The sequence below is a fragment of the Pseudomonas putida genome (assembly GCF_001636055.1).
Taxonomy (GTDB): domain Bacteria; phylum Pseudomonadota; class Gammaproteobacteria; order Pseudomonadales; family Pseudomonadaceae; genus Aquipseudomonas; species Aquipseudomonas machongensis.
Genome location: NZ_CP011789.1, coordinates 4341785 through 4362232, shown reverse-complemented (window position 1 = coordinate 4362232; position 20448 = coordinate 4341785). Strand labels below are relative to the sequence as shown.

Annotated in this window: 18 protein-coding genes; 16 read left to right on the top strand and 2 right to left on the bottom strand. The window is 62.0% G+C overall.

What is annotated here, in order from left to right:
- Positions 1 to 64 precede the first annotated feature (64 nt).
- A complete protein-coding gene (locus AB688_RS19550) occupies positions 65 to 1876 on the top strand; it encodes an ABC transporter ATP-binding protein/permease (RefSeq protein WP_063545595.1) in 1812 nt (603 codons plus the stop codon).
- A gap of 69 nt (positions 1877 to 1945) precedes the next feature.
- Here AB688_RS19550 and AB688_RS19545 read toward each other — a convergent pair whose 3' ends face one another.
- Positions 1946 to 3610, bottom strand: coding sequence for an electron transfer flavoprotein-ubiquinone oxidoreductase (locus AB688_RS19545; RefSeq protein WP_063545594.1), 1665 nt, complete (start codon positions 3608 to 3610; stop codon positions 1946 to 1948).
- Positions 3611 to 4149: 539 nt separating this feature from the next.
- Between AB688_RS19545 and AB688_RS19540 the strand changes: the two genes are divergently transcribed.
- The 9 genes from AB688_RS19540 (at position 4150) to AB688_RS19500 (ending at position 11061) form a co-directional block, all read left to right on the top strand.
- Positions 4150 to 4899, top strand: a complete 750-nt coding sequence (locus tag AB688_RS19540; protein WP_063545593.1) for an electron transfer flavoprotein subunit beta/FixA family protein — start codon at positions 4150 to 4152, stop codon at positions 4897 to 4899.
- Positions 4900 to 5829, top strand: coding sequence for an electron transfer flavoprotein subunit alpha/FixB family protein (locus AB688_RS19535; protein WP_063545592.1), 930 nt, complete (start codon positions 4900 to 4902; stop codon positions 5827 to 5829).
- Positions 5830 to 5912: 83 nt separating this feature from the next.
- Positions 5913 to 6734 carry a substrate-binding periplasmic protein gene (locus AB688_RS19530; protein ID WP_063545591.1) on the top strand — a complete coding sequence of 274 codons (822 nt, stop codon included), beginning with the start codon at positions 5913 to 5915 and terminating at the stop codon, positions 6732 to 6734.
- Positions 6735 to 6743: 9 nt separating this feature from the next.
- On the top strand, positions 6744 to 7097 hold the full coding sequence (locus AB688_RS19525) for a DUF4398 domain-containing protein (protein ID WP_054894263.1): 354 nt from the start codon (positions 6744 to 6746) through the stop codon (positions 7095 to 7097).
- A complete protein-coding gene (locus AB688_RS19520) occupies positions 7094 to 7909 on the top strand; it encodes an OmpA family protein (RefSeq protein ID WP_063545590.1) in 816 nt (271 codons plus the stop codon). The genes AB688_RS19525 and AB688_RS19520 overlap by 4 nt, the downstream gene beginning before the upstream one ends.
- A 179-nt stretch (positions 7910 to 8088) precedes the next feature.
- Positions 8089 to 9531: a PLP-dependent aminotransferase family protein gene (locus tag AB688_RS19515; RefSeq protein WP_054894261.1), complete on the top strand. Its 1443-nt coding sequence runs from the start codon at positions 8089 to 8091 to the stop codon at positions 9529 to 9531.
- 60 nt (positions 9532 to 9591) lie between these two features.
- A complete protein-coding gene (locus AB688_RS19510; protein WP_063545589.1) occupies positions 9592 to 10062 on the top strand; it encodes a hypothetical protein in 471 nt (156 codons plus the stop codon).
- A gap of 107 nt (positions 10063 to 10169) precedes the next feature.
- Positions 10170 to 10424 (top strand): YkgJ family cysteine cluster protein, encoded by a 255-nt coding sequence (locus AB688_RS19505; protein WP_063545588.1) that lies wholly within the window; start codon positions 10170 to 10172, stop codon positions 10422 to 10424.
- 28 nt (positions 10425 to 10452) lie between these two features.
- Entirely contained in the window at positions 10453 to 11061 is a 609-nt protein-coding gene (locus AB688_RS19500; RefSeq protein WP_419555246.1) for an START domain-containing protein, read from the top strand.
- A gap of 71 nt (positions 11062 to 11132) precedes the next feature.
- On the opposite strand, the gene gltA is transcribed toward AB688_RS19500, so the two are convergent.
- Entirely contained in the window at positions 11133 to 12422 is a 1290-nt protein-coding gene (gltA, locus tag AB688_RS19495) for a citrate synthase (protein WP_054894257.1), read from the bottom strand.
- 351 nt (positions 12423 to 12773) lie between these two features.
- Between gltA and sdhC the strand changes: the two genes are divergently transcribed.
- The 6 genes from sdhC (at position 12774) to odhB (ending at position 20353) form a co-directional block, all read left to right on the top strand.
- Positions 12774 to 13160, top strand: coding sequence for a succinate dehydrogenase, cytochrome b556 subunit (sdhC, locus tag AB688_RS19490; RefSeq protein ID WP_023628897.1), 387 nt, complete (start codon positions 12774 to 12776; stop codon positions 13158 to 13160).
- Complete coding sequence (sdhD, locus tag AB688_RS19485) at positions 13154 to 13522, top strand: succinate dehydrogenase, hydrophobic membrane anchor protein (RefSeq protein WP_054894255.1); 369 nt, start codon at positions 13154 to 13156, stop codon at positions 13520 to 13522. Before sdhC ends, sdhD begins: the two co-directional genes overlap by 7 nt.
- 3 nt (positions 13523 to 13525) lie before the next feature.
- The gene (gene sdhA, locus AB688_RS19480; RefSeq protein ID WP_054894254.1) at positions 13526 to 15298 is read left to right on the top strand and encodes a succinate dehydrogenase flavoprotein subunit; all 1773 of its coding nucleotides are present in this window, start codon (positions 13526 to 13528) and stop codon (positions 15296 to 15298) included.
- Positions 15299 to 15309: 11 nt separating this feature from the next.
- A complete protein-coding gene (locus tag AB688_RS19475; protein ID WP_012315348.1) occupies positions 15310 to 16014 on the top strand; it encodes a succinate dehydrogenase iron-sulfur subunit in 705 nt (234 codons plus the stop codon).
- A 244-nt stretch (positions 16015 to 16258) separates the two neighbouring features.
- A complete protein-coding gene (locus tag AB688_RS19470; RefSeq protein WP_063545586.1) occupies positions 16259 to 19090 on the top strand; it encodes a 2-oxoglutarate dehydrogenase E1 component in 2832 nt (943 codons plus the stop codon).
- Positions 19091 to 19132: 42 nt separating this feature from the next.
- The gene (gene odhB, locus AB688_RS19465; RefSeq protein ID WP_063545585.1) at positions 19133 to 20353 is read left to right on the top strand and encodes a 2-oxoglutarate dehydrogenase complex dihydrolipoyllysine-residue succinyltransferase; all 1221 of its coding nucleotides are present in this window, start codon (positions 19133 to 19135) and stop codon (positions 20351 to 20353) included.
- Positions 20354 to 20448 lie beyond the last annotated feature (95 nt).

Genomic DNA, 20448 nt, shown 5'->3' with positions numbered 1-20448 from the left:
CGTCATCTTCGCCAGCCCCGGCCGGTGCTAGGCTCGAGTAAATACTCGCCACGGAAACCCCACCATGGAAATGAACTGGCACCAGGCCCTGCAAGAGAGCCTGAGCTGGCTTGCAGTCGCTTCATTGATCACCCTTGTCGGCTTCACCGCCGCCGCTTTCCTGGCGGTGCGCTTTACTCGCTGGGGCCAGCAGTTCTGGCAACTGGCAGGCGATTACTTCAGCTTCAGGCGCAGTTGGCGTCCGCTGTTGGTGTTTGCCCTGCTGCTGTTCCTGGCGCTGTTCTCGGTGCGCATGAACGTGCTGTTCTCGTTCTGGTACAACGGTTTCTATAGCGCCCTGCAGGGCCTGGACCAGACCGCGTTCTGGTACCTGCTCGGGGTGTTCGCGGTACTGGCGACCATTCATGTGCTGCGTTCTCTGTTCAACTACTACGTCACCCAGTCGTTCAACATCCATTGGCGGGTTTGGCTGACCGAGCGCCTGACCGCCGACTGGATGCATGGCGATGCCTACTACCGCGGGCAGTTCCTCGAAGAGCCGGTGGACAACCCGGACCAACGTATCGAACTGGACGTCAACGCCTTCGTTACCGGCTCGGTGTCGCTGGCCCTCGGGGCAGTGAGTGCGTTGGTCTCGCTGGTTGCCTTCACCGGCATTCTCTGGGGGCTGTCGGCGCCGCTGACAGTGGCTGGAGTCGAGGTGCCGCGGGCGATGGTGTTTGCGGTGTACGTCTATGTGCTCATCGCCACCTGGATCGCTTTCCGCCTCGGGCGGCCGTTGATTCGCCTGAACTTCCTCAACGAAAAGCTCACGGCGAACTTTCGCTACGCACTGATGCGCTTGCGCGAGAATGCCGAGAACATTGCCTTCTACCAGGGCGCGCAGGTCGAGCGGGGCACGTTGCTCGGGCGTTTCTTCGCCTTGATCGGCAATGTCTGGGCACTGGTCTGGCGGAGCCTGAAGTTCAACGGTTTCAACCTGGGTGTCAGCCAGGTGGCGGTGGTGTTCCCGTTCATCCTGCAGGCGCCGCGCTTTTTCAGCGGAGCGATCAAGCTGGGTGATGTGATGCAGACGTCGCAGGCGTTCGGGCAGGTGCAGGATTCGTTATCGTTTTTCCGGGAGTCCTACGACACCTTTGCCAGCTACCGCGCGACCCTCGATCGTCTCACCGGTTTTCTCGATGCCAACCACCAGGCCAGCGAGCTGCCGCACGTGGCAACCCGCGAGCTGCCGCGGGCCCTGGATATCGCGGGTTTGCAGGTGCTGCGCCCGGATGGCCATCGGTTGATTGCCGACCTGAGCCTGAACCTGCAGGCCGGGCAGGCATTGCTGATCAAGGGGCCTTCGGGCAGCGGCAAGACCACGCTGCTTCGAGCCCTGGCGGGATTGTGGCCTTATGCAGAAGGGGCGGTCGCGAGGCCTTTGGGGGAGCAGGCGCTGTTCCTGTCGCAGCGGCCTTACCTGCCGTTGGGGGATCTGCGCACCGCCATCGCCTACCCGGCCCAGGTCGGCCAGGAGCAGGATGCACGGATGCAGCAGGCATTGCGGCAAGTGAACCTGGCGCATCTGGCCGAGCGCCTGGAGGAAAGCCGCGACTGGACGCGCATCCTGTCGATCGGCGAGCAGCAGCGCCTGGCGTTTGCCCGGGTGCTGTTCAACCAGCCGCATGTGGTGTTTCTCGATGAGTCCACTTCGGCGATGGATGAAGGTTTGGAACATGCCTTGTATTCGCTGCTACGCAACGAAATGCCGGAAACCTTGCTGGTGAGTGTCGGGCACCGCAGCACGCTGGCTGGCTTTCACAGCCACCGGCTGGAGGTCGATGGCAAGGGTGGTTGGGCGTTGTTCGAGCAGGACGCGGTGGTGCTGTCCTGAGTATCGGCAGCAGATGAAAAAGCCCCCTGACATCGCTGCCAGGGGGCTTTTTTACATGCGGCGCGGGCCTTACATGTTGGGGTAGTTAGGGCCGCCGGCACCTTCTGGGGTGACCCAGGTGATGTTCTGCGACGGATCCTTGATGTCGCAGGTCTTGCAGTGCACGCAGTTCTGCGCGTTGATCTGGAAGCGCTTGCTGCCGTCTTCCTGGGTGACCACTTCGTAGACCCCGGCCGGGCAGTAACGCTGGGCCGGCTCGTCGTACAGTGGCAGGTTGGTGGCGATCGGCACGTTCGGATCGGTCAGCTTCAGGTGGCAGGGTTGTTCCTCTTCATGGTTGGTGCTGGAGAGGAACACCGAGCTGAGCTTGTCGAAGCTGAGCTTGCCGTCGGGCTTTGGGTAGTCGATCTTTTTCGCGTCGGCAGCCAGCTTCATGCAGGCGTAGTCGGGCTTGGTGTCGTGCAGGGTGAACGGCAGCTTGCCGCCGAACCAGTTCTGGTCGACATAGTTGAACGCAGCGCCGAACAGTGGCCCGAACTTGTGCATGGCCGGGCCGAAGTTGCGGCTGGCGTACAGCTCTTCATACAGCCAGCTGGCCTTGAACGCCTCGACGTAGCTGTTGAGGGCGTCGCCACCTTCGCTGCCGGCGAACAGGGCATCGGCCACTGCATCGGCGGCCAGCATGCCGGACTTCATCGCCGTGTGGCTGCCCTTGATCTTGGCGAAGTTCAGGGTGCCCAGGTCGCAGCCGATCAGCGCGCCGCCGTTGAACACCATCTTCGGCAGCGAGTTCAGGCCGCCCTTGCAGATGGCGCGGGCGCCGTAGCTGATGCGCTTGCCGCCTTCCAGGTACTGGCTGATCACCGGGTGGTGCTTCAGGCGCTGGAACTCGTCGAACGGCGACAGGTAGGGATTGGCGTAGGACAGGTCGACGATCAAGCCAACTACTACCTGGTTGTTCTCCAGGTGGTAGAGGAACGAGCCGCCGGTGTTCTCGGCGCTCACCACATCCAGCGGCCAGCCGGCGGTGTGCACGACCAGGCCTTGCTCGTGCTTGCTCGGGTCGATCTCCCAGATTTCCTTGATGCCGATGCCGTAGTGCTGCACGTCGGCTTCGCTGTCCAGGTCGAAGCGCTTGATCAGCTGCTTGCCGATGTGGCCGCGGCAACCTTCGGCGAACAGGGTGTACTTGGCGCGCAGCTCCATGCCGGGGGTGTACAGGCCGTCCTTGGGCTGACCTTCGCGGTCGACACCCAGGTCGCCGGTGACGATGCCACGGACTACGCCGTTCTCGTCGAACAGCGCTTCCTGGGCGGCGAAGCCCGGGTAGATTTCCACGCCCAGGTTCTCGGCCTGCTGGGCCAGCCAGCGGCACAGGTTACCCAGCGAGATGATGTAGTTGCCCTGGTTGTGCATGGTCTTGGGCACGAACAGGTCCGGCACCTTGACCGAACTGCCCTGGTCCTTGAGCACATAGATGTCGTCGCGCTTGACCTCGGTGTTCAGCGGGGCGCCGAGTTCTTTCCAATCGGGGAACAGTTCGTTCAGCGCGCGGGGTTCGAAGACCGCGCCGGAGAGGATGTGGGCGCCGACCTCGGAGCCTTTCTCGACCACGCAGACGCTGATCTCGTTACCGGCTTCGGCGGCCTTCTGCTTCAGGCGGCAGGCGGCAGACAGGCCCGCCGGGCCTGCGCCGACGATGACCACGTCGAATTCCATGTATTCGCGTTCCACAGGTTCTCTCCTACTCAAGGCTCATCGCGTTGCTTGTCTTATGGGTGTCGGATGCCCGCTCACGGTCGGGGCAGCTGTAGCCGTGCCGGTGGCGGACTACACCGTTTTGTCTTGGCCGCGCATTATATCTACACCACTTGGCGGGTCCAATACAAACGTTTGTTTGAATTTGCCGCAGCCCAGTAAAATCACAGGAGGGCGGCTGGAGGCTGGCCAATTTGCCGTATTGACCGGATTGGGTGTTACGGTCAAGATACGAGCGGTTTTACGCTCGCCGTAGGCTGACCGTCGGGCGCAGGTGCACCTCTAAAAACCAGGCGTAGAGCAGGGAATACAGGCCGAAACCCTTTTTGTAGTGGAGTCTACACGCCACGACAGGAAATGACCCGCGGGTTTTGCCCCGCCAGTTCGCACAGGACTGATCGGTCATGGCAAATTCGCTCGACCCGGAACGTTTTCAGAGGTGTCCTTGTACCCACGCGCATTCGCCGGGCACGCCCCAGGCGACATTCTTTTCACCGGAGAGTAACGAGGAATCCATGAAGGTTCTTGTAGCTGTCAAACGAGTGGTCGACTACAACGTCAAGGTTCGCGTCAAGGCGGACAACTCCGGCGTCGACCTTGCAAACGTCAAGATGTCCATGAACCCCTTCTGCGAAATCGCCGTGGAAGAAGCCGTACGCCTGAAAGAGAAGGGCGTTGCGACCGAGATCGTCGCCGTTGCCGTCGGCCCGACCGCCGCCCAGGAGCAACTGCGTACCGCCCTGGCACTGGGTGCCGATCGTGCCATCCTGGTCGAGACCAGCGAGGAGCTTAACTCCCTGGCCGTGGCCAAGGCGCTGAAGGCCATCGTCGATAAAGAGCAGCCGCAGCTGGTCATCCTCGGCAAGCAGGCCATCGACAGTGACAACAACCAGACCGGCCAGATGCTGGCTGCGCTGACCGGCTACGCCCAGGGTACCTTCGCCTCCAAGGTCGAAGTGGCTGGCGACAAGCTGAACGTCACCCGTGAGATCGATGGCGGCCTGCAGACCGTCGCGCTGAACCTGCCGGCGATCGTCACCACCGACCTGCGTCTGAACGAGCCGCGCTATGCGTCGCTGCCGAACATCATGAAGGCCAAGAAGAAGCCGCTGGAGACCGTGACTCCAGATGCGCTGGGCGTATCCACCGCCTCCACCACCAAGACCATCAAAGTCGAAGCGCCTGCTGCACGCAGCGCCGGTATCAAGGTCAAGTCGGTGGCCGAACTGGTCGAGAAGCTGAAGAACGAAGCGAAGGTAATCTAAATGACTATCCTGGTTGTCGCTGAACACGAGAACGGTGCCGTAGCCCCGGCCACCCTGAACACTGTCGCTGCTGCCGCCAAGATCGGTGGCGACGTCCACGTGCTGGTCGCAGGCCAGAACGTCGGCGGCGTAGCCGAGGCTGCGGCCAAGATCGCTGGCGTTGCCAAGGTGCTGGTCGCTGACAATGCGGCCTATGCGCACGCCCTGCCGGAAAACGTCGCGCCACTGATCGTCGAGCTGGCCAAGGGCTACAGCCACGTGCTGGCCCCGGCCACCACCAACGGCAAGAACATCCTGCCGCGCGTCGCCGCGCTGCTGGACGTCGACCAGATCTCCGAGATCGTCTCGGTCGAATCCGCCGACACCTTCAAGCGTCCGATCTATGCCGGTAACGCCATTGCCACCGTGCAATCGAGTGCTGCGGTCAAGGTCATCACCGTGCGCACCACCGGCTTCGACGCCGTGGCCGCCGAAGGTGGTTCGGCTGCGGTGGAAGCCGTTGCTGCCGCCCACGACGCCGGGAAGTCGGCCTTCGTCAACGAAGAGTTGGCCAAGTCCGACCGTCCCGAGCTGACCGCTGCCAAGATCGTCGTCTCCGGCGGCCGTGGCATGGGCAACGGTGACAACTTCAAGCACCTGTACGCCCTGGCCGACAAGCTCGGCGCCGCTGTCGGCGCTTCGCGCGCTGCGGTCGACGCAGGCTTCGTGCCGAACGACATGCAGGTCGGCCAGACCGGCAAGATCGTCGCACCGCAGCTGTACATCGCCGTCGGTATCTCCGGCGCGATCCAGCACCTGGCGGGCATGAAGGACTCCAAGGTGATCGTCGCGATCAACAAGGACGAAGAAGCCCCGATCTTCCAGGTGGCCGACTACGGCCTGGTTGCCGACCTCTTCGAGGCGGTGCCGGAGCTGGAAAAGCTGGTCTGATCCGAGCGCTTCACTTATAAAGAAGCCCGACCCTCGTGACAGGGGTCGGGCTTTTTTTTGCATGGCTGGCAAGGAGTAAGGTAATGGCGTTTGGCAGAACGGGTCGCTTGCTGACCTGCATGGTGGCCTTGTTATCCTCGCAGGCGATGGCCGCCGGCAAGTGTGAAAAGCTGGTGGCCACTGGCAGCCCGGATGCACCGCCGTACTCCTGGCAGGACCCGCAAGACCCGCGGCACCTGATCGGTGCCAATGTCGACCTGTTGCGCCAGGTGGCGGGCGAGTTGGGGGTGAGGGTCGAGGTGCTGCATGCCGGGCGCCGCGAGCAGGCGCTGGAGGAGGTGCGCAGCGGGCGCATGGACCTGTTGCTGGACACGCCGATGCAAATCGGTCAGTTGACCGCGCTGGACTACATCCATCCCCCCTTGCAGCTCAACGAATACCTGGTCTGGACTCGCCATGATTCGGCATTGGATTTCGACGGTCCGGCGGATCTGGCCCGCTATCAGGGCAGCCTTTCGGAGAAGGCCCGGCTGACCCCGGCGTTCGAGGCGTTCGCCAAGTCCCAGCTCAAGCTGGTGCCTGCGCAGAATCTCACCCAGGCCTTCCAGAAGCTGGTGCTGGGGCAGGTCGACTACGTATTGGCGGGGCGCTATTCGGGGATGGCCATGACCCAAAGCCTGGGCATGAGCAACGACCTCGTCGCACGCGGCCTGCCGGTGGATCGTCCGGGGCTGTACCTGGCGGTGTCACACAATTCGGCCTGTAACGATGCCTGGCTGCGTGGGCAACTGGCGAAAAAGCTGACAGAATTGCCGATCTCTGGCGCCTCCGAGGCGGTGCTGCAGCGGAATGTGGAGCGCTGGAAAGCGCAGATGCAGATGACCGGGGACGCCCCCAAACAGTAGGAAGAATGCGTGAGAATCCAACCACTGATCCTGGTCCTGGCTGTTGCAGCCCTGGCCGGTTGTGCCAACGATCCGGCTCCTCATGAGCAGATGCGCCTGTCCGAGCAGGCGCTGGAGCAGGCCAAGGCTGTCGGCGCGACCGAGCAGGTCGAGGCGTTCAAGCTGGCCGAAGACAAGTTCGCCCGAGCCAAGACCAACATGGTCAGCGAAGACTTTCGTGATGCGCGCATGCGCGCTGAGCAGGCCGAGCTGGATGCACGCCTGGCCGAGGCTCAGGTGTTGACCCAGAAAAGTGAAGAACAGTTGAAGGTGACCGAGTCGCGTATCAAGCGCCTGCGCAAGCAGCTGGAGGTGCAGCCATGAGCCGAACATTCAAGCCCGGTGCTGCCCTGGTCGTGCTGGCGTTGGCTGCCGGTCTGCCGGGTTGCGCGAGCCAGCGCAGCGAGTCGGCGTTGGACGATGCCACGGCTGCGTTCCAGAAGGTCAAGGACAACTCCGACGTGCTGCGCAGTGCACCGCGCGATGTGATCCGTGCCGGTGAGTCGCTGGCGCGTGCAGAGCGTCTGGCCAGTTATGTCGGCAGCGGCACCGATGTACGTCACTATGCCTACCTCAGCCAGCGCTACAGCGAGATCGCCCGCGAGCACGCCAATCTGGCACTGAACCAGGAGCGCCTGGCCAAGCTCGATCTGGAGCGCCAGCGTCTGCAACTGGCGCTGCGTGAGGCGAAGCTGGCCAGCGTGCAGCAGCAGGGCAAGTGGGTCGAATCGCAGATCGCCGCCCTGGCATCGGAGCAGGCCGATCGCGGCCTTGTGATGACGCTGGGGGACGTGCTGTTCGACACCGGCGAGGCGGAGCTCAAGAACTCCGCCAGTCGCACGGTGCTCAAGCTGGTGCAGTTCCTGCAGCTCAACCCGCGCCGCGTGGTGCGGATCGAGGGCTACACCGACAGCACCGGGGCGTCCGAAGACAACCTGAAGCTGTCCCGTGACCGTGCGCAGTCGGTGGCGGACATGCTGGTCGACCTGGGCATCGATGAAAAGCGGATCGAGGTCGAGGGGTATGGCGATCAGTACCCGGTCGAGGTCAACGCCTCGGAGCGGGGCAGGGCGCAGAACCGCCGTGTGGAGATCGTGTTCTCCGATGAGAAGGGCAAGCTCGCGCCGCCGCGCTGAGTGCTGTTCGGGTGTTGCCTGGCACCCGCGCTGACGGTTCGTCTGTTCGCCGCTGTCAAGCAAGTGTAATGTCGACTATTCTCGGAACTGTCCCAGTACACTTTGCAACTGTTACGGTATTCTGTCTCGACTGTGAGTCGTACAAGAACAACGAACCCGTCCGCGCTTCGAGAATCACCATGACCAACCTGCTGTTGTACCAGCGCATTGCCCAGCAACTGGCCGATGACATCCGTCGCGGTGTCTACCAGCCAGGCGAGCGCGTGCCTTCCGTGCGCAAGATGAGCGCCCAGCTCAATGTCAGCCATGCCACGGTGCTGCAGGCCTACGCCAACCTCGAGGATCAGGGGCTGATCCGTGCCCGCCCGCAGTCTGGCTACTATGTCCACCAGACGCCCGCCCTGACCGCGCAGACTCCGGATATCGCCCGGGTCGAGCGCCCTGGGTTGGTCACCCGGGCCAGTATCATCCAGCAAGTGCTCACTGAAGCGCGCCGCGATGGCGTGTTCCCGTTTGGCGCTGCTGTTCCCCATGTGGACTATCTGCCGGTTCGGGCCCTGCACCAGCAGATCGCCAAGGTGACGCGGTTCCACAGCCCGCGTGCCTTCAGCTACATGTTCAGCCCGGGGTTCGAGCCGCTGCGCCGGCAGATCGCCATTCGCATGCGTGACGCTGGCGTGCTGGTCGACCCGCGCGAGGTGATTGTCACCCATGGCTGTGTCGATGCCCTGCAAATGGCGCTGCGCGTGTTGACGCGTCCCGGCGACCTGATCGCCGCCGAGTCGCCGACCTACTACGGGCTGCTGCAGTTGGCGGACTTGCTGGGCCTGAAGGTGATCGAGATTCCCAGCGACCCGTCCACCGGCATCAGCCTCGAGGCGCTGCAACTGGCGGCCAACCAGTGGTCGATCAAGGCCCTGGTGCTGACGGCGCGCCTGAGCAACCCTCTGGGTGGGACCATTCCGGAAGAGCGGCAGAAACAGTTGCTGCGCCTGGCGTCAGACTTCGATATCCAGATCGTCGAGGACGACATCTATGGCGAGCTGATGTTCGAGCAGGGGCGAACCAAGGCGCTGAAGGCGTTCGACCGGCTGGATCGAGTGATTTACTGTTCGAGCTTCTCCAAGACGCTGTCGCCAGGGGTTCGGGTCGGCTGGATGATTCCTGGGCGCTACCAGGACGAGATCCAGCGCCTGCAGACCTTCACCACGCATTCGGCCTGCAGTGTCACCCAGATGGGAGTGGCGGCCTATCTCGAGAATGGCGGCTACGACCGCCACCTGCGTTTCATTCGCCAGGAGTACCGCAAAAATCTCAGTGCCTATCAGCTGGCGGTGCAGCAGCACTTCCCGGACGGCACGCAGATGACTCGGCCTACGGGTGGGTTCATTCTCTGGGTCAGCCTGCCGGGGCGAGTCAATACCCAGGAGTTGCATGTGCGGGCGCTGGAGCAGGGCATCAGCATCGCGCCTGGCCTGATCTTCAGCAACACCGAGCAATTCAACCACTGCATCCGCCTCAATTGCGGGATTCCCTGGAGCAAGGAGGCAGAGCGGGCGGTGATGACCTTGGGGCTGCTGGCCCAACAATTGTGTCGAGAGTCTGCTGTCTCGATTTTGTAGCTTGTCATAAGGGCAGGGAACAGGGAGCATAGGCATTTTGATGCCATGCTCTTGATGCCCATGAATGCGTTTCGCCCTATTGCCCTGATCCTGTGTCTTGCGCTGCCCTGGTTGCCGGGTGCGTCGGTGCGGGCTGCGCAGGTGCAGGCCAAGAGCGAAGTCTCCCAGAGCAAGACCGCCAAACCGGCGGTCAAGACCCCGGCGAAGACGGCCAGTAAACCCGCAAGCAAGCCTAAGCCAAAGCCGAAGAGCAAGCAGGTCAGCAAGGCGGCGAGCAAGCCACTGTCCAATCCCAAGCTTGATCTGAGCCTGCCGACCGAGATGGTGAAGAACCTCAAGCCGGATGTTGGCAATGCCTCGTCGACGCGCAAACCCCTGCTGCCATCGATGTTCCCCGAAAAGCCCGCGTCCGATGACAGCCCGTTCCAGCTCAACGGCCGGCTCATCAGCAACGAAATGCAGTTGCAGTTGCGCAACGACAGTCGCCGTGATGTCGAGGGTGCCGCCATCGATTTCGAATTTCGCAACTGACTGCCGAGTCACCGCGGATTTCATCGGTTCGGTAATTTCAAACATATGTTTGAGCGGTTAGTATCCAGGGATGTCCGTCCCGTCCAGTTCCAGGGAGTCCAGTTGTCATGAAATGCCGTGAGGGCTGCGGTGCCTGCTGCATTGCCCCGTCCATCAGTTCGCCGATCCCCGGTATGCCTCAGGGCAAGCCGGCGGGCGAGCGTTGCCTGCACCTGTCCGTGGACTATCTCTGCGCCTTGTTCGGCAAGCCCGAACGGCCAAAGGTCTGTGGCGGGTTCAAGGCCGAGGTGGATGTCTGCGGCCGTGATCGCGACGATGCGATCAGGATCATTGGCTGGCTGGAGCAGATGACGGCGGCGTGACGTTTGGATCTTCGACAAAAGGAACAAGATGATGAGATCGATCAAGCGCGTTGTACTGCTGTGTGGCATGGGTGTCATGCTGGCGCCGACGGCCTGGGCCGAGAGCTGGCAGGTGGCCAAGGACGAGGAGGGCATCAAGGTGTCCCTCAGCGAGGTGTCGGGTTCCAAGTACAAGGCCTACCGTGGGGTGACCGTCATCAAGGCGCCGCTGGCCAAGGTCAAGGCGCTGCAGGAGGATGTAGCCGGCGCCTGCGCCTGGGTGCATGAGTGCAAGTCGCAGAAGCTGCTCAAGCATGAGGGCGACCAGAGCTGGACCTACACCCAGTTCAACACGCCCTGGCCGGTGACGCCGCGCGATTCGATCCTGCACGTGACCACGGTGCAGGAAGCCGACGGTAGCCTGACCCGCAAGCTCGAGGGTGATCCGAAGTACCTGCCGGAGGAGAAGGGCTTCGTGCGCGTGGCGCAGGTCGAGGGCTTCTGGAAGCTGGTGCCCAAGGGCGACAGCACCGAGGTGACTTATCAGGTGCACACCGAGCCAGGTGGTAGCGTGCCTTCGTGGTTGGCCAACAAGTTCGTGGTGGATGCGCCGTTCAATACGCTGAAAGGCTTGCGTGAGCGGGCCGAGAAGAACTGAGGTTCTTTCGTCGAATGGCCCAATGAAAAAGGCTGCCCGAGGGCAGCCTTTTTGCGTTCAGCCTGGGCGGCTTACTTGCGGTCTTTCAGTGCGGTGATGTCGCGCTGCGGCTCGCCGGTGTACAGCTGGCGCGGACGGCCAATCTTGTACGGGCCGGAGAGCATTTCCTTCCAGTGCGAGATCCAGCCCACGGTACGTGCCAGGGCGAAGATCACGGTGAACATGCTGGTTGGAATGCCGATCGCCTTGAGGATGATCCCCGAGTAGAAGTCGACGTTCGGGTACAGCGAGCGCTCGATGAAGTACGGATCGGTCAGGGCGATCTCTTCCAGGCGCATCGCCAGTTCCAGCTGCGGATCGTCCTTGATGCCCAGCTCGCGCAGGACTTCGTCGCAGGTCTGCTTCATCACGGTGGCGCGCGGGTCGCGGTTCTTGTAAACGCGGTGACCGAAGCCCATCAGTTTGAACGGATCGTTCTTGTCCTTGGCCTTGGCGATGAACTTGTCGATGTTCGAGACATCGCCGATTTCATCGAGCATGGTCAGGACCGCTTCGTTCGCACCGCCGTGGGCAGGGCCCCACAGTGCGGCGATACCGGCGGCGATACAGGCGAACGGGTTGGCACCCGAAGACCCGGCCAGGCGCACGGTGGAGGTGGAGGCGTTCTGCTCGTGGTCGGCGTGGAGGATGAAGATCCGGTCCATCGCCTTGGCCAGCACCGGGCTGATCGGTTTGATCTCGCACGGGGTGTTGAACATCATGTGCAGGAAGTTTTCTGCGTACGACAGGTCGTTGCGCGGGTACATCATGGGTTGGCCCATGGAGTACTTGTACACCATCGCTGCAAGCGTCGGCATCTTCGCGACCAGGCGCACGGCGGAGATTTCGCGGTGCTGCGGATTATTGATGTCCAGCGAGTCGTGATAGAACGCCGAGAGGGCGCCGACCACACCGCACATGACGGCCATCGGGTGGGCGTCGCGGCGGAAACCGTTGAAGAAGGACTTCAGCTGCTCGTGGACCATGGTGTGGTTCTTCACGGTGCTGACGAACTGGGCCTTCTGCTCTGCGTTCGGCAGTTCGCCGTTGAGCAGCAGGTAGCAGGTTTCCAGGTAGTCCGATTGCTCGGCGAGCTGTTCGATCGGGTAGCCGCGGTGCAGCAGCACGCCCTTGTCGCCGTCGATGTAGGTGATCTTCGACTCGCACGAGGCGGTCGCCATGAAACCGGGGTCGAAGGTGAAGTGACCGGATGCCCCCAACCCGCGGACGTCGATAACATCGGGACCAACGGTGCCGGTTAAAATGGGCAGCTCTACGGGGGCTGCGCCCTCGATGACCAACTGCGCTTTTTTGTCAGCCATGTGGCCTCCTATTAATGCTTGAAATCATCAGACAGACCCCCCACGCAGGGCCCGCACCACTATAGAGGGATAAATTCGAATGTCAATTTGCCTAAAGGCTGGTTGAAACACCCTCCAAGCCCATGATTTTCACGAAATTGCCGCCCGTTTACGCCTTTTGTTCGCTAAAGGCAATGCGCTATTCGGGCTAGCCCCTTACGTTGTCATAAGCAGCCTAACTGTCTATACTCGGCAGCCGACTCCCAGGGGCTTTCCAGCCCGCCCTGCTGGGTGTCGTGTTCTCTTCGGTGGTGGGTACCTGACCAGTACACTTACCAACAACTTTGCCCTGTTCGCTAGGGGCTCTTCAGTGTGAAAAAAGCCGTGAAAAGCCAACGACCTGTAAACCTAGACCTAAGGACCATCAAACTCCCGATCACCGCGTACACGTCCATTCTTCACCGTATTTCCGGCGTCATCCTGTTCCTCGGCCTTGCCATCATGCTGTACGCATTGGGCAAGTCGCTGGGTTCCGAGGAGGGCTTTGCCGAGGTGAAGGCGTGTCTGACCAGTCCGCTGGCCAAACTGGTGACCTGGGGCCTGCTGTCCGGCCTGCTGTATCACCTCGTCGCAGGTGTTCGCCACCTGATCATGGACATGGGTGTCGGTGAGACGCTGGAAGGCGGCAAGCTGGGCTCGAAAATCGTGATCGTCATCTCCGTGGTGCTGATCGTTCTGGCGGGAGTTTGGGTATGGTAACTAATGTCACGAACCTGTCGCGTTCGGGCCTCTATGACTGGATGGCGCAGCGCGTCTCGGCGGTCGTTCTCGCGGCTTACTTCATCTTCCTGATCGGCTACCTCGCGATCCACCCGGGCATCGACTATGCCCAGTGGCACGCTCTGTTCTCCAACAACGCGATGCGGATCTTCAGTCTGCTGGCACTCGTTGCCCTGGGCGCTCACGCCTGGGTCGGCATGTGGACCATTGCCACCGACTACCTGACGCCGATGTCGTTCGGCAAGTCGGCGACTGCGATTCGTTTCCTGTTCCAGGCGGTATGCGGCGTTGCGATGTTCGCTTACTTCGTCTGGGGTGTGCAGATTCTCTGGGGTATCTGATTCATGGCTAACATTCCAACCATTTCCTTCGACGCCATCATCATCGGTGGCGGCGGTGCGGGCATGCGCGCAGCACTGCAGCTGGCTCAAGGCGGCCACAAGACCGCAGTAGTCACCAAGGTGTTCCCGACCCGTTCGCACACTGTATCCGCCCAGGGCGGCATCACCTGCGCCATCGCTTCGGCCGACCCGAACGACGACTGGCGCTGGCACATGTACGATACCGTCAAGGGTTCCGACTACATCGGTGACCAGGACGCTATCGAATACATGTGTCAGGAAGGCCCGGCTGCGGTTTTCGAGCTGGACCACATGGGCCTGCCGTTCTCGCGTACCGAAACCGGCCGTATCTACCAGCGTCCGTTCGGTGGCCAGTCCAAGGACTTCGGCAAGGGCGGCCAGGCTGCGCGTACTTGCGCCGCGTCCGACCGTACCGGTCACGCCCTGCTGCACACCCTCTATCAGGGCAACCTTAAGGCGGGCACCACCTTCCTCAACGAGTACTACGCCGTTGACTTGGTCAAGAACCAGGACGGCGCTTTCGTCGGTGTGATCGCGATCTGCATCGAAACCGGCGAAACCATGTACATCAAGTCCAAGGCCACCGTTCTGGCCACCGGCGGTGCGGGCCGTATCTACGCCTCCACAACCAACGCCCTGATCAACACCGGCGACGGTATCGGCATGGCCCTGCGTGCAGGCGTGCCGGTGCAGGACATCGAGATGTGGCAGTTCCACCCGACCGGTATTGCCGGCGCCGGCGTACTGGTCACCGAAGGTTGCCGCGGTGAGGGTGGCTACCTGATCAACGCCCACGGCGAGCGCTTCATGGAGCGTTATGCGCCGAACGCGAAGGACCTGGCTGGCCGCGACGTGGTCGCCCGTTCCATGGTCAAGGAAATCATCGCCGGAAACGGCGTGGGTCCGAACAAGGACCACGTACTGCTGAAGCTGGACCACCTGGGCGAGGAAGTGCTGCACAGCCGCCTGCCAGGCATCTGCGAGCTGTCCAAGACCTTCGCCCACGTCGACCCGGTGGTCGCGCCGGTTCCGGTCGTGCCGACCTGCCACTACATGATGGGCGGCGTTGCCACCAACATTCATGGCCAGGCCATCACCATGGACGCCGAAGGCAAGGATCAGATCATCCCAGGCCTGTTCGCTGTGGGTGAAGTGGCGTGCGTATCGGTTCACGGTGCCAACCGCCTGGGCGGCAACTCGCTGCTCGACCTGGTGGTATTCGGTCGCGCTGCCGGCCTGCACCTGGAAAAGGCACTGAGCGACGGCGTCGAGTACCGCGACGCGAGCGACACCGATGTCGACGTTGCCCTGAACCGCCTGAACAAGCTCAACGAGCGCACCACTGGCGAAGATGTCGCAAGCCTCAAGCGCGAGCTGCAGAGCTGCATGCAGAACTACTTCGGTGTATTCCGTACTGGCGAATACATGCAGAAGGGTATCGAGCAGTTGGCCGGCCTGCGTGACCGCATTGCCAACGTCAAGATCAACGACAAGTCCCAGGCCTTCAACACCGCGCGTATCGAAGCGCTGGAGCTGCAGAACCTGCTGGAAGTTGCCGAAGCGACCGCCATCGCAGCCGAAGCCCGTAAAGAGTCCCGCGGCGCGCACGCCCGTGAAGACTTCGAAGACCGTGACGACGAGAACTGGCTGTGCCACACCCTGTACTACCCGGGTGAGAAGCGCGTCGCCAAGCGTGGCGTCAACTTTGCGCCGAAGACAGTTCCTGCCTTCGAACCAAAAGTCCGGACTTACTAAGGGTGGCCGCTATGTTGAAAGTCGAAGTTTATCGTTACAACCCGGACACCGACTCGGCGCCCAAGATGGAGTCGTTCGACGTCGATACCGGTGGCAAGGACCTGATGGTGCTGGACGTACTGGCGCTGATCAAGGAGAAGGACGAGGGCTTCTCGTACCGTCGCTCCTGCCGTGAAGGCGTTTGCGGTTCCGATGGCATGAACATGAACGGCAAGAACGGCCTGGCCTGCATCACCCCGCTCTCGGGTGTGGTCAAGGGCAACAAGCTGGTCCTGCGTCCGCTGCCAGGCTTGCCGGTCATTCGTGACCTGGTCGTCGATATGAGCATCTTCTACAAGCAGTACGAGAAGGTGAAGCCATTCCTGCAGAACGACACTCCGGCTCCGGCCATCGAGCGTCTGCAGTCGCCGGAAGATCGCGACAAGCTGGACGGTCTGTACGAGTGCATCCTGTGCGCTTGCTGCTCGACCTCCTGCCCATCGTTCTGGTGGAACCCGGACAAGTTCCTGGGTCCCGCCGCGTTGTTGCAGGCCTATCGTTTCCTGGCCGACAGCCGTGACACCAAGACGCAAGAGCGTCTGGCGTCGCTGGATGACCCGTTCAGCGTGTTCCGCTGCCGCGGGATCATGAACTGCGTGAACGTCTGCCCGAAGGGTCTGAACCCGACCAAGGCGATCGGCCACGTACGTAACATGCTGCTGCAGAGCGGCACCTGATTCAAAAATGTTGCACCAGCAGTAAGCCGAAGCGCGGGTGGTGAGCCCGCGCCGAGGTAAAACCCGAGCAAGGGCCCAAAAAGCCCGCGCTCATTACCTATGAAGATATGAGACCAGCAGGGGCTTCCGGGCTGGTACCCGGAAAATCTGCAGGATCCAGGTGGCGTGGTTAGTCGCTGTGTTCGGACTTTTCCAGGTTTGCGTGGTTCTTGCCGATCCGTCCCCTAACCGAGGGTGACCAAGCATGCAAGAAAGCGTGATGCAGCGCATGTGGGAAAGCGCCCACCTTTCAGGTGGTAACGCTGCATATGTGGAAGAGCTCTACGAGCTCTACCTGCACGACCCTAACGCTGTGCCAGAAGAGTGGCGCACCTACTTCCAGAAGTTGCCCGCCGACGGCAGCACCGCTACCGACGTATCGCACTCTACGATCCGCGACCATTTCGTACTGCTGGCAAAGAACCAGCGCCGCGCCCAACCGGTTTCCGCCGGGAGCGTGAGCAGTGAACACGAGAAGAAGCAGGTTGAAGTGCTGCGACTGATCCAGGCCTATCGTATGCGCGGCCATCAGGCTGCCAAGCTCGACCCGTTGGGGTTGTGGCAGCGCCCTGCGCCTGTAGACCTGTCGATCAATCACTACGGCTTGACCAATGCCGACCTTGATACGACCTTCCGTGCCGGCGACCTGTTCATCGGCAAAGAGGAAGCGAGCCTACGCGAAATCTTCGAGGCGCTGCAGAAGACATATTGTCGCACCATTGGCGCCGAGTTCACCCACATCGTCGATTCCGAGCAACGCAGCTGGTTCCAGCAGCGCCTCGAAAGCGTTCGTGGCCGTCCTGATTTCTCCGTTGACGTGCAGACTCACCTGCTCGAGCGCGTTACCGCGGGTGAAGGCCTGGAGAAATACCTGGGCACCAAGTACCCGGGTACCAAGCGCTTCGGTCTGGAAGGCGGCGAAAGCCTGATTCCGATGCTGGACGAAATGATCCAGCGTTCCGGCTCCTACGGCACCAAGGAAGTCGTGATCGGCATGGCCCACCGTGGCCGTCTGAACGTGCTCGTCAACACCTTCGGCAAGAACCCGCGCGAGCTGTTCGACGAGTTCGAAGGCAAGAAGATGAACGAGCTGGGCTCCGGTGACGTGAAGTATCACCAGGGCTTCTCCAGCAACGTCATGACCCCTGGTGGTGAAGTCCACCTGGCAATGGCGTTCAACCCGTCCCACCTGGAAATCGTCTCGCCAGTGGTAGAGGGTTCGGTTCGTGCCCGCCAGGACCGCCGCAACGACACTGTCGGCGACAAGGTCCTGCCGATCTCGATCCACGGCGACGCGGCCTTCGCAGGCCAGGGCGTGGTCATGGAAACCTTCCAGATGTCGCAGACCCGCGGTTTCAAGACCGGCGGTACCGTGCACATCGTGATCAACAACCAGGTCGGTTTCACCATCAGCAACCCGCTGGACGCGCGCTCCACCGAGTACGCCACCGACGTGGCCAAGATGATCCAGGCGCCGATCCTGCACGTGAACGGCGACGATCCGGAAGCTGTGCTGTTCGTGACGCAACTGGCCATCGACTACCGCATGCAGTTCAAGCGTGACGTGGTGATTGACCTGGTCTGCTACCGTCGTCGCGGCCACAACGAGGCCGACGAGCCGAATGGCACCCAGCCGCTGATGTACCAGCAGATCACCAAGCAGCGCACCACCCGTGAGCTGTACGCCGACGCGCTGATTCAAGCCGGTCGCATCGACGCCGAGCGCGCTCAGGCCAAGATCGACGAGTACCGCAACGCGCTGGACAATGGCCTGCACGTGGTCAAGAGCCTGGTCAAGGAACCGAACCGCGAGCTGTTCGTCGATTGGCGTCCGTACCTGGGCCATGCCTGGACCGCGCGTCACGACACGCGCTTCGACCTCAAGACCCTGCAGGAACTGTCGGCCAAGCTGCTCGAGCTGCCGGAAGGTTTCGTCGTCCAGCGCCAGGTCGCGAAGATCTACGAAGATCGCCAGAAGATGCAGGCCGGTGGCTTGCCGATCAACTGGGGTTACGCAGAGACCATGGCCTACGCCACTCTGCAGTTCGAAGGTCACCCGATCCGCATGACCGGCCAGGACATCGGCCGTGGCACCTTCTCGCACCGTCACGCGGTGCTGCACAACCAGAAGGACGCCAGCACCTACGTTCCGCTGAAGAACCTGTTCCCGGGCCAGCCGAAGTTCGAACTGTACGACTCCTACCTCTCGGAAGAAGCTGTACTGGCCTTCGAATACGGCTACTCCACCACCACGCCGAACGCACTGGTGATCTGGGAAGCTCAGTTCGGTGACTTCGCCAACGGTGCGCAGGTGGTGATCGACCAGTTCATCACCAGCGGCGAGCACAAGTGGGGTCGTCTGTGCGGCCTGACCATGCTGCTGCCACACGGCTACGAAGGCCAGGGCCCCGAGCACTCCTCGGCGCGTCTGGAGCGCTACCTGCAGCTGTGCGCCGAGCACAACATTCAGGTGTGCGTACCGACCACGCCGGCGCAGATCTACCACCTGCTGCGTCGTCAGGTCATCCGTCCGCTGCGCAAGCCGCTGATCGTGCTGACGCCAAAGTCGCTGCTGCGCCACAAGCTGGCCATCTCGACGCTGGAAGATCTGGCAGAAGGCTCGTTCCAGACCGTGATCCCGGAAATCGATGCCATCGATCCGGCCAAGGTCGAGCGCCTGGTGCTGTGCAGCGGCAAGGTCTACTACGACCTGCTGGAAAAACGCCGTGCCGAAGGCCGCGAAGACATCGCCATCGTGCGTATCGAGCAGCTGTATCCGTTCCCTGAGGACGACCTGGTCGAGATCCTGGCGCCTTACACCAACCTCAAGCATGCAGTGTGGTGTCAGGAAGAGCCGATGAACCAGGGCGCCTGGTACAGCAGCCAGCATCACATGCGCCGTATCCTGGGCCGCCACAACAAGGCGCTGGTCCTGGAGTACGCCGGTCGCGACGCTTCTGCCGCGCCAGCCTGTGGTTACGCATCGAAGCACGCCGAACAGCAGGAAAAGCTGCTGCAAGACGCGTTCACTGTCTAATGCCTTCGCGCACCTGAAACCGAATTTAAGGAAACACTGATAATGGCTATCGAGATCAAAGCCCCAACCTTCCCGGAATCGGTTGCCGATGGCACCGTTGCCACCTGGCACAAGAAGCCGGGCGAAGCCGTCAAGCGTGACGAGCTGATCGTCGACATCGAGACCGACAAGGTCGTCCTGGAAGTCCTGGCCACCGCCGATGGCGTGCTGGGCGACATCGTCAAGGGCGAGGGCGACACCGTCCTGTCCGACGAAGTCCTGGGTTCGATCGTTGAAGGTGGCGCTGCTGCTGCAGCACCTGCCGCCGCTGCTCCTGCTGCCGCTCCGGCCGCTGCTGGCGCCGACGCTGGCGAAGACGACCCGGTTGCCGCCCCTGCCGCGCGCAAGCTGGCCGAAGAGAACGGCATCGACCTGGCGACCGTTTCCGGTACCGGTAAAGGCGGTCGCATCACCAAGGAAGACGTGGTGGCTGCAGTCGCCAACAAGAAGTCGGCCCCTGCCGCACCTGCTGCCAAGCCGGCTGCTGCTGCCGCTGCTCCGGTTGTCGTCGCTGCTGGCGATCGCACCGAGAAGCGCGTGCCGATGACCCGCCTGCGCGCCAAGATCGCCGAGCGTCTGGTCGAAGCCCAGTCGAGCATGGCCATGCTGACCACCTTCAACGAAGTCGACATGACCGAAGTCATGGCCCTGCGTTCGAAGTACAAGGACCTGTTCGAGAAGACCCACAACGGCGTACGCCTGGGCTTCATGTCGTTCTTCGTCAAGGCCGCCACCGAGGCGCTGAAGCGCTTCCCGGCAGTCAACGCTTCGATTGATGGCAACGACATCGTCTACCATGGCTACGCGGACGTCGGCGTTGCCGTCTCCAGCGACCGTGGCCTGGTGGTACCGGTGCTGCGCAATGCCGAGTCCATGTCGCTGGCCGAGATCGAGAACGGCATCGCCACCTTCGGCAAGAAGGCCCGTGACGGCAAGCTGTCGATCGAAGAGATGACCGGCGGTACCTTCACCATCACCAACGGTGGTACCTTCGGTTCGATGATGTCGACCCCGATCGTCAACCCGCCGCAGGCCGCGATCCTGGGTATGCACAACATCATCCAGCGTCCGATGGCGATCAATGGCCAAGTGGTCATTCGCCCGATGATGTACCTGGCGCTGTCCTATGACCACCGCCTGATCGACGGCAAGGAAGCGGTAACCTTCCTGGTGACCATCAAGAACCTGCTGGAAGATCCGTCCCGTCTGCTGCTGGACATCTAATCACGCAGCTGCACGCTGCAGGCGACAGGCTCCCGACCGGAGCAGGTCGCCTTGCCGCGTGCGGCTTGTAGCTTGAAGCTGATAAGGAATCTTTT

Bases quoted from the DNA above. Each gene is read 5' to 3' on its own strand.
- AB688_RS19530 (WP_063545591.1), top strand. From the start codon at position 5,913: ATGGCGTTTGGCAGAACGGGTCGCTTGCTGACCTGCATGGTGGCCTTG.
- AB688_RS19550 (WP_063545595.1), top strand. From the start codon at position 65: ATGGAAATGAACTGGCACCAGGCCCTGCAAGAGAGCCTGAGCTGGCTT.
- AB688_RS19505 (WP_063545588.1), top strand. From the start codon at position 10,170: ATGAAATGCCGTGAGGGCTGCGGTGCCTGCTGCATTGCCCCGTCCATC.
- gltA (WP_054894257.1), bottom strand. From the start codon at position 12,422: ATGGCTGACAAAAAAGCGCAGTTGGTCATCGAGGGCGCAGCCCCCGTA.
- AB688_RS19475 (WP_012315348.1), top strand. From the start codon at position 15,310: ATGTTGAAAGTCGAAGTTTATCGTTACAACCCGGACACCGACTCGGCG.
- AB688_RS19470 (WP_063545586.1), top strand. From the start codon at position 16,259: ATGCAAGAAAGCGTGATGCAGCGCATGTGGGAAAGCGCCCACCTTTCA.
- sdhD (WP_054894255.1), top strand. From the start codon at position 13,154: ATGGTAACTAATGTCACGAACCTGTCGCGTTCGGGCCTCTATGACTGG.
- AB688_RS19515 (WP_054894261.1), top strand. From the start codon at position 8,089: ATGACCAACCTGCTGTTGTACCAGCGCATTGCCCAGCAACTGGCCGAT.
- AB688_RS19520 (WP_063545590.1), top strand. From the start codon at position 7,094: ATGAGCCGAACATTCAAGCCCGGTGCTGCCCTGGTCGTGCTGGCGTTG.
- odhB (WP_063545585.1), top strand. From the start codon at position 19,133: ATGGCTATCGAGATCAAAGCCCCAACCTTCCCGGAATCGGTTGCCGAT.
- AB688_RS19540 (WP_063545593.1), top strand. From the start codon at position 4,150: ATGAAGGTTCTTGTAGCTGTCAAACGAGTGGTCGACTACAACGTCAAG.
- AB688_RS19510 (WP_063545589.1), top strand. From the start codon at position 9,592: ATGAATGCGTTTCGCCCTATTGCCCTGATCCTGTGTCTTGCGCTGCCC.
- sdhA (WP_054894254.1), top strand. From the start codon at position 13,526: ATGGCTAACATTCCAACCATTTCCTTCGACGCCATCATCATCGGTGGC.
- AB688_RS19500 (WP_419555246.1), top strand. From the start codon at position 10,453: ATGATGAGATCGATCAAGCGCGTTGTACTGCTGTGTGGCATGGGTGTC.
- AB688_RS19535 (WP_063545592.1), top strand. From the start codon at position 4,900: ATGACTATCCTGGTTGTCGCTGAACACGAGAACGGTGCCGTAGCCCCG.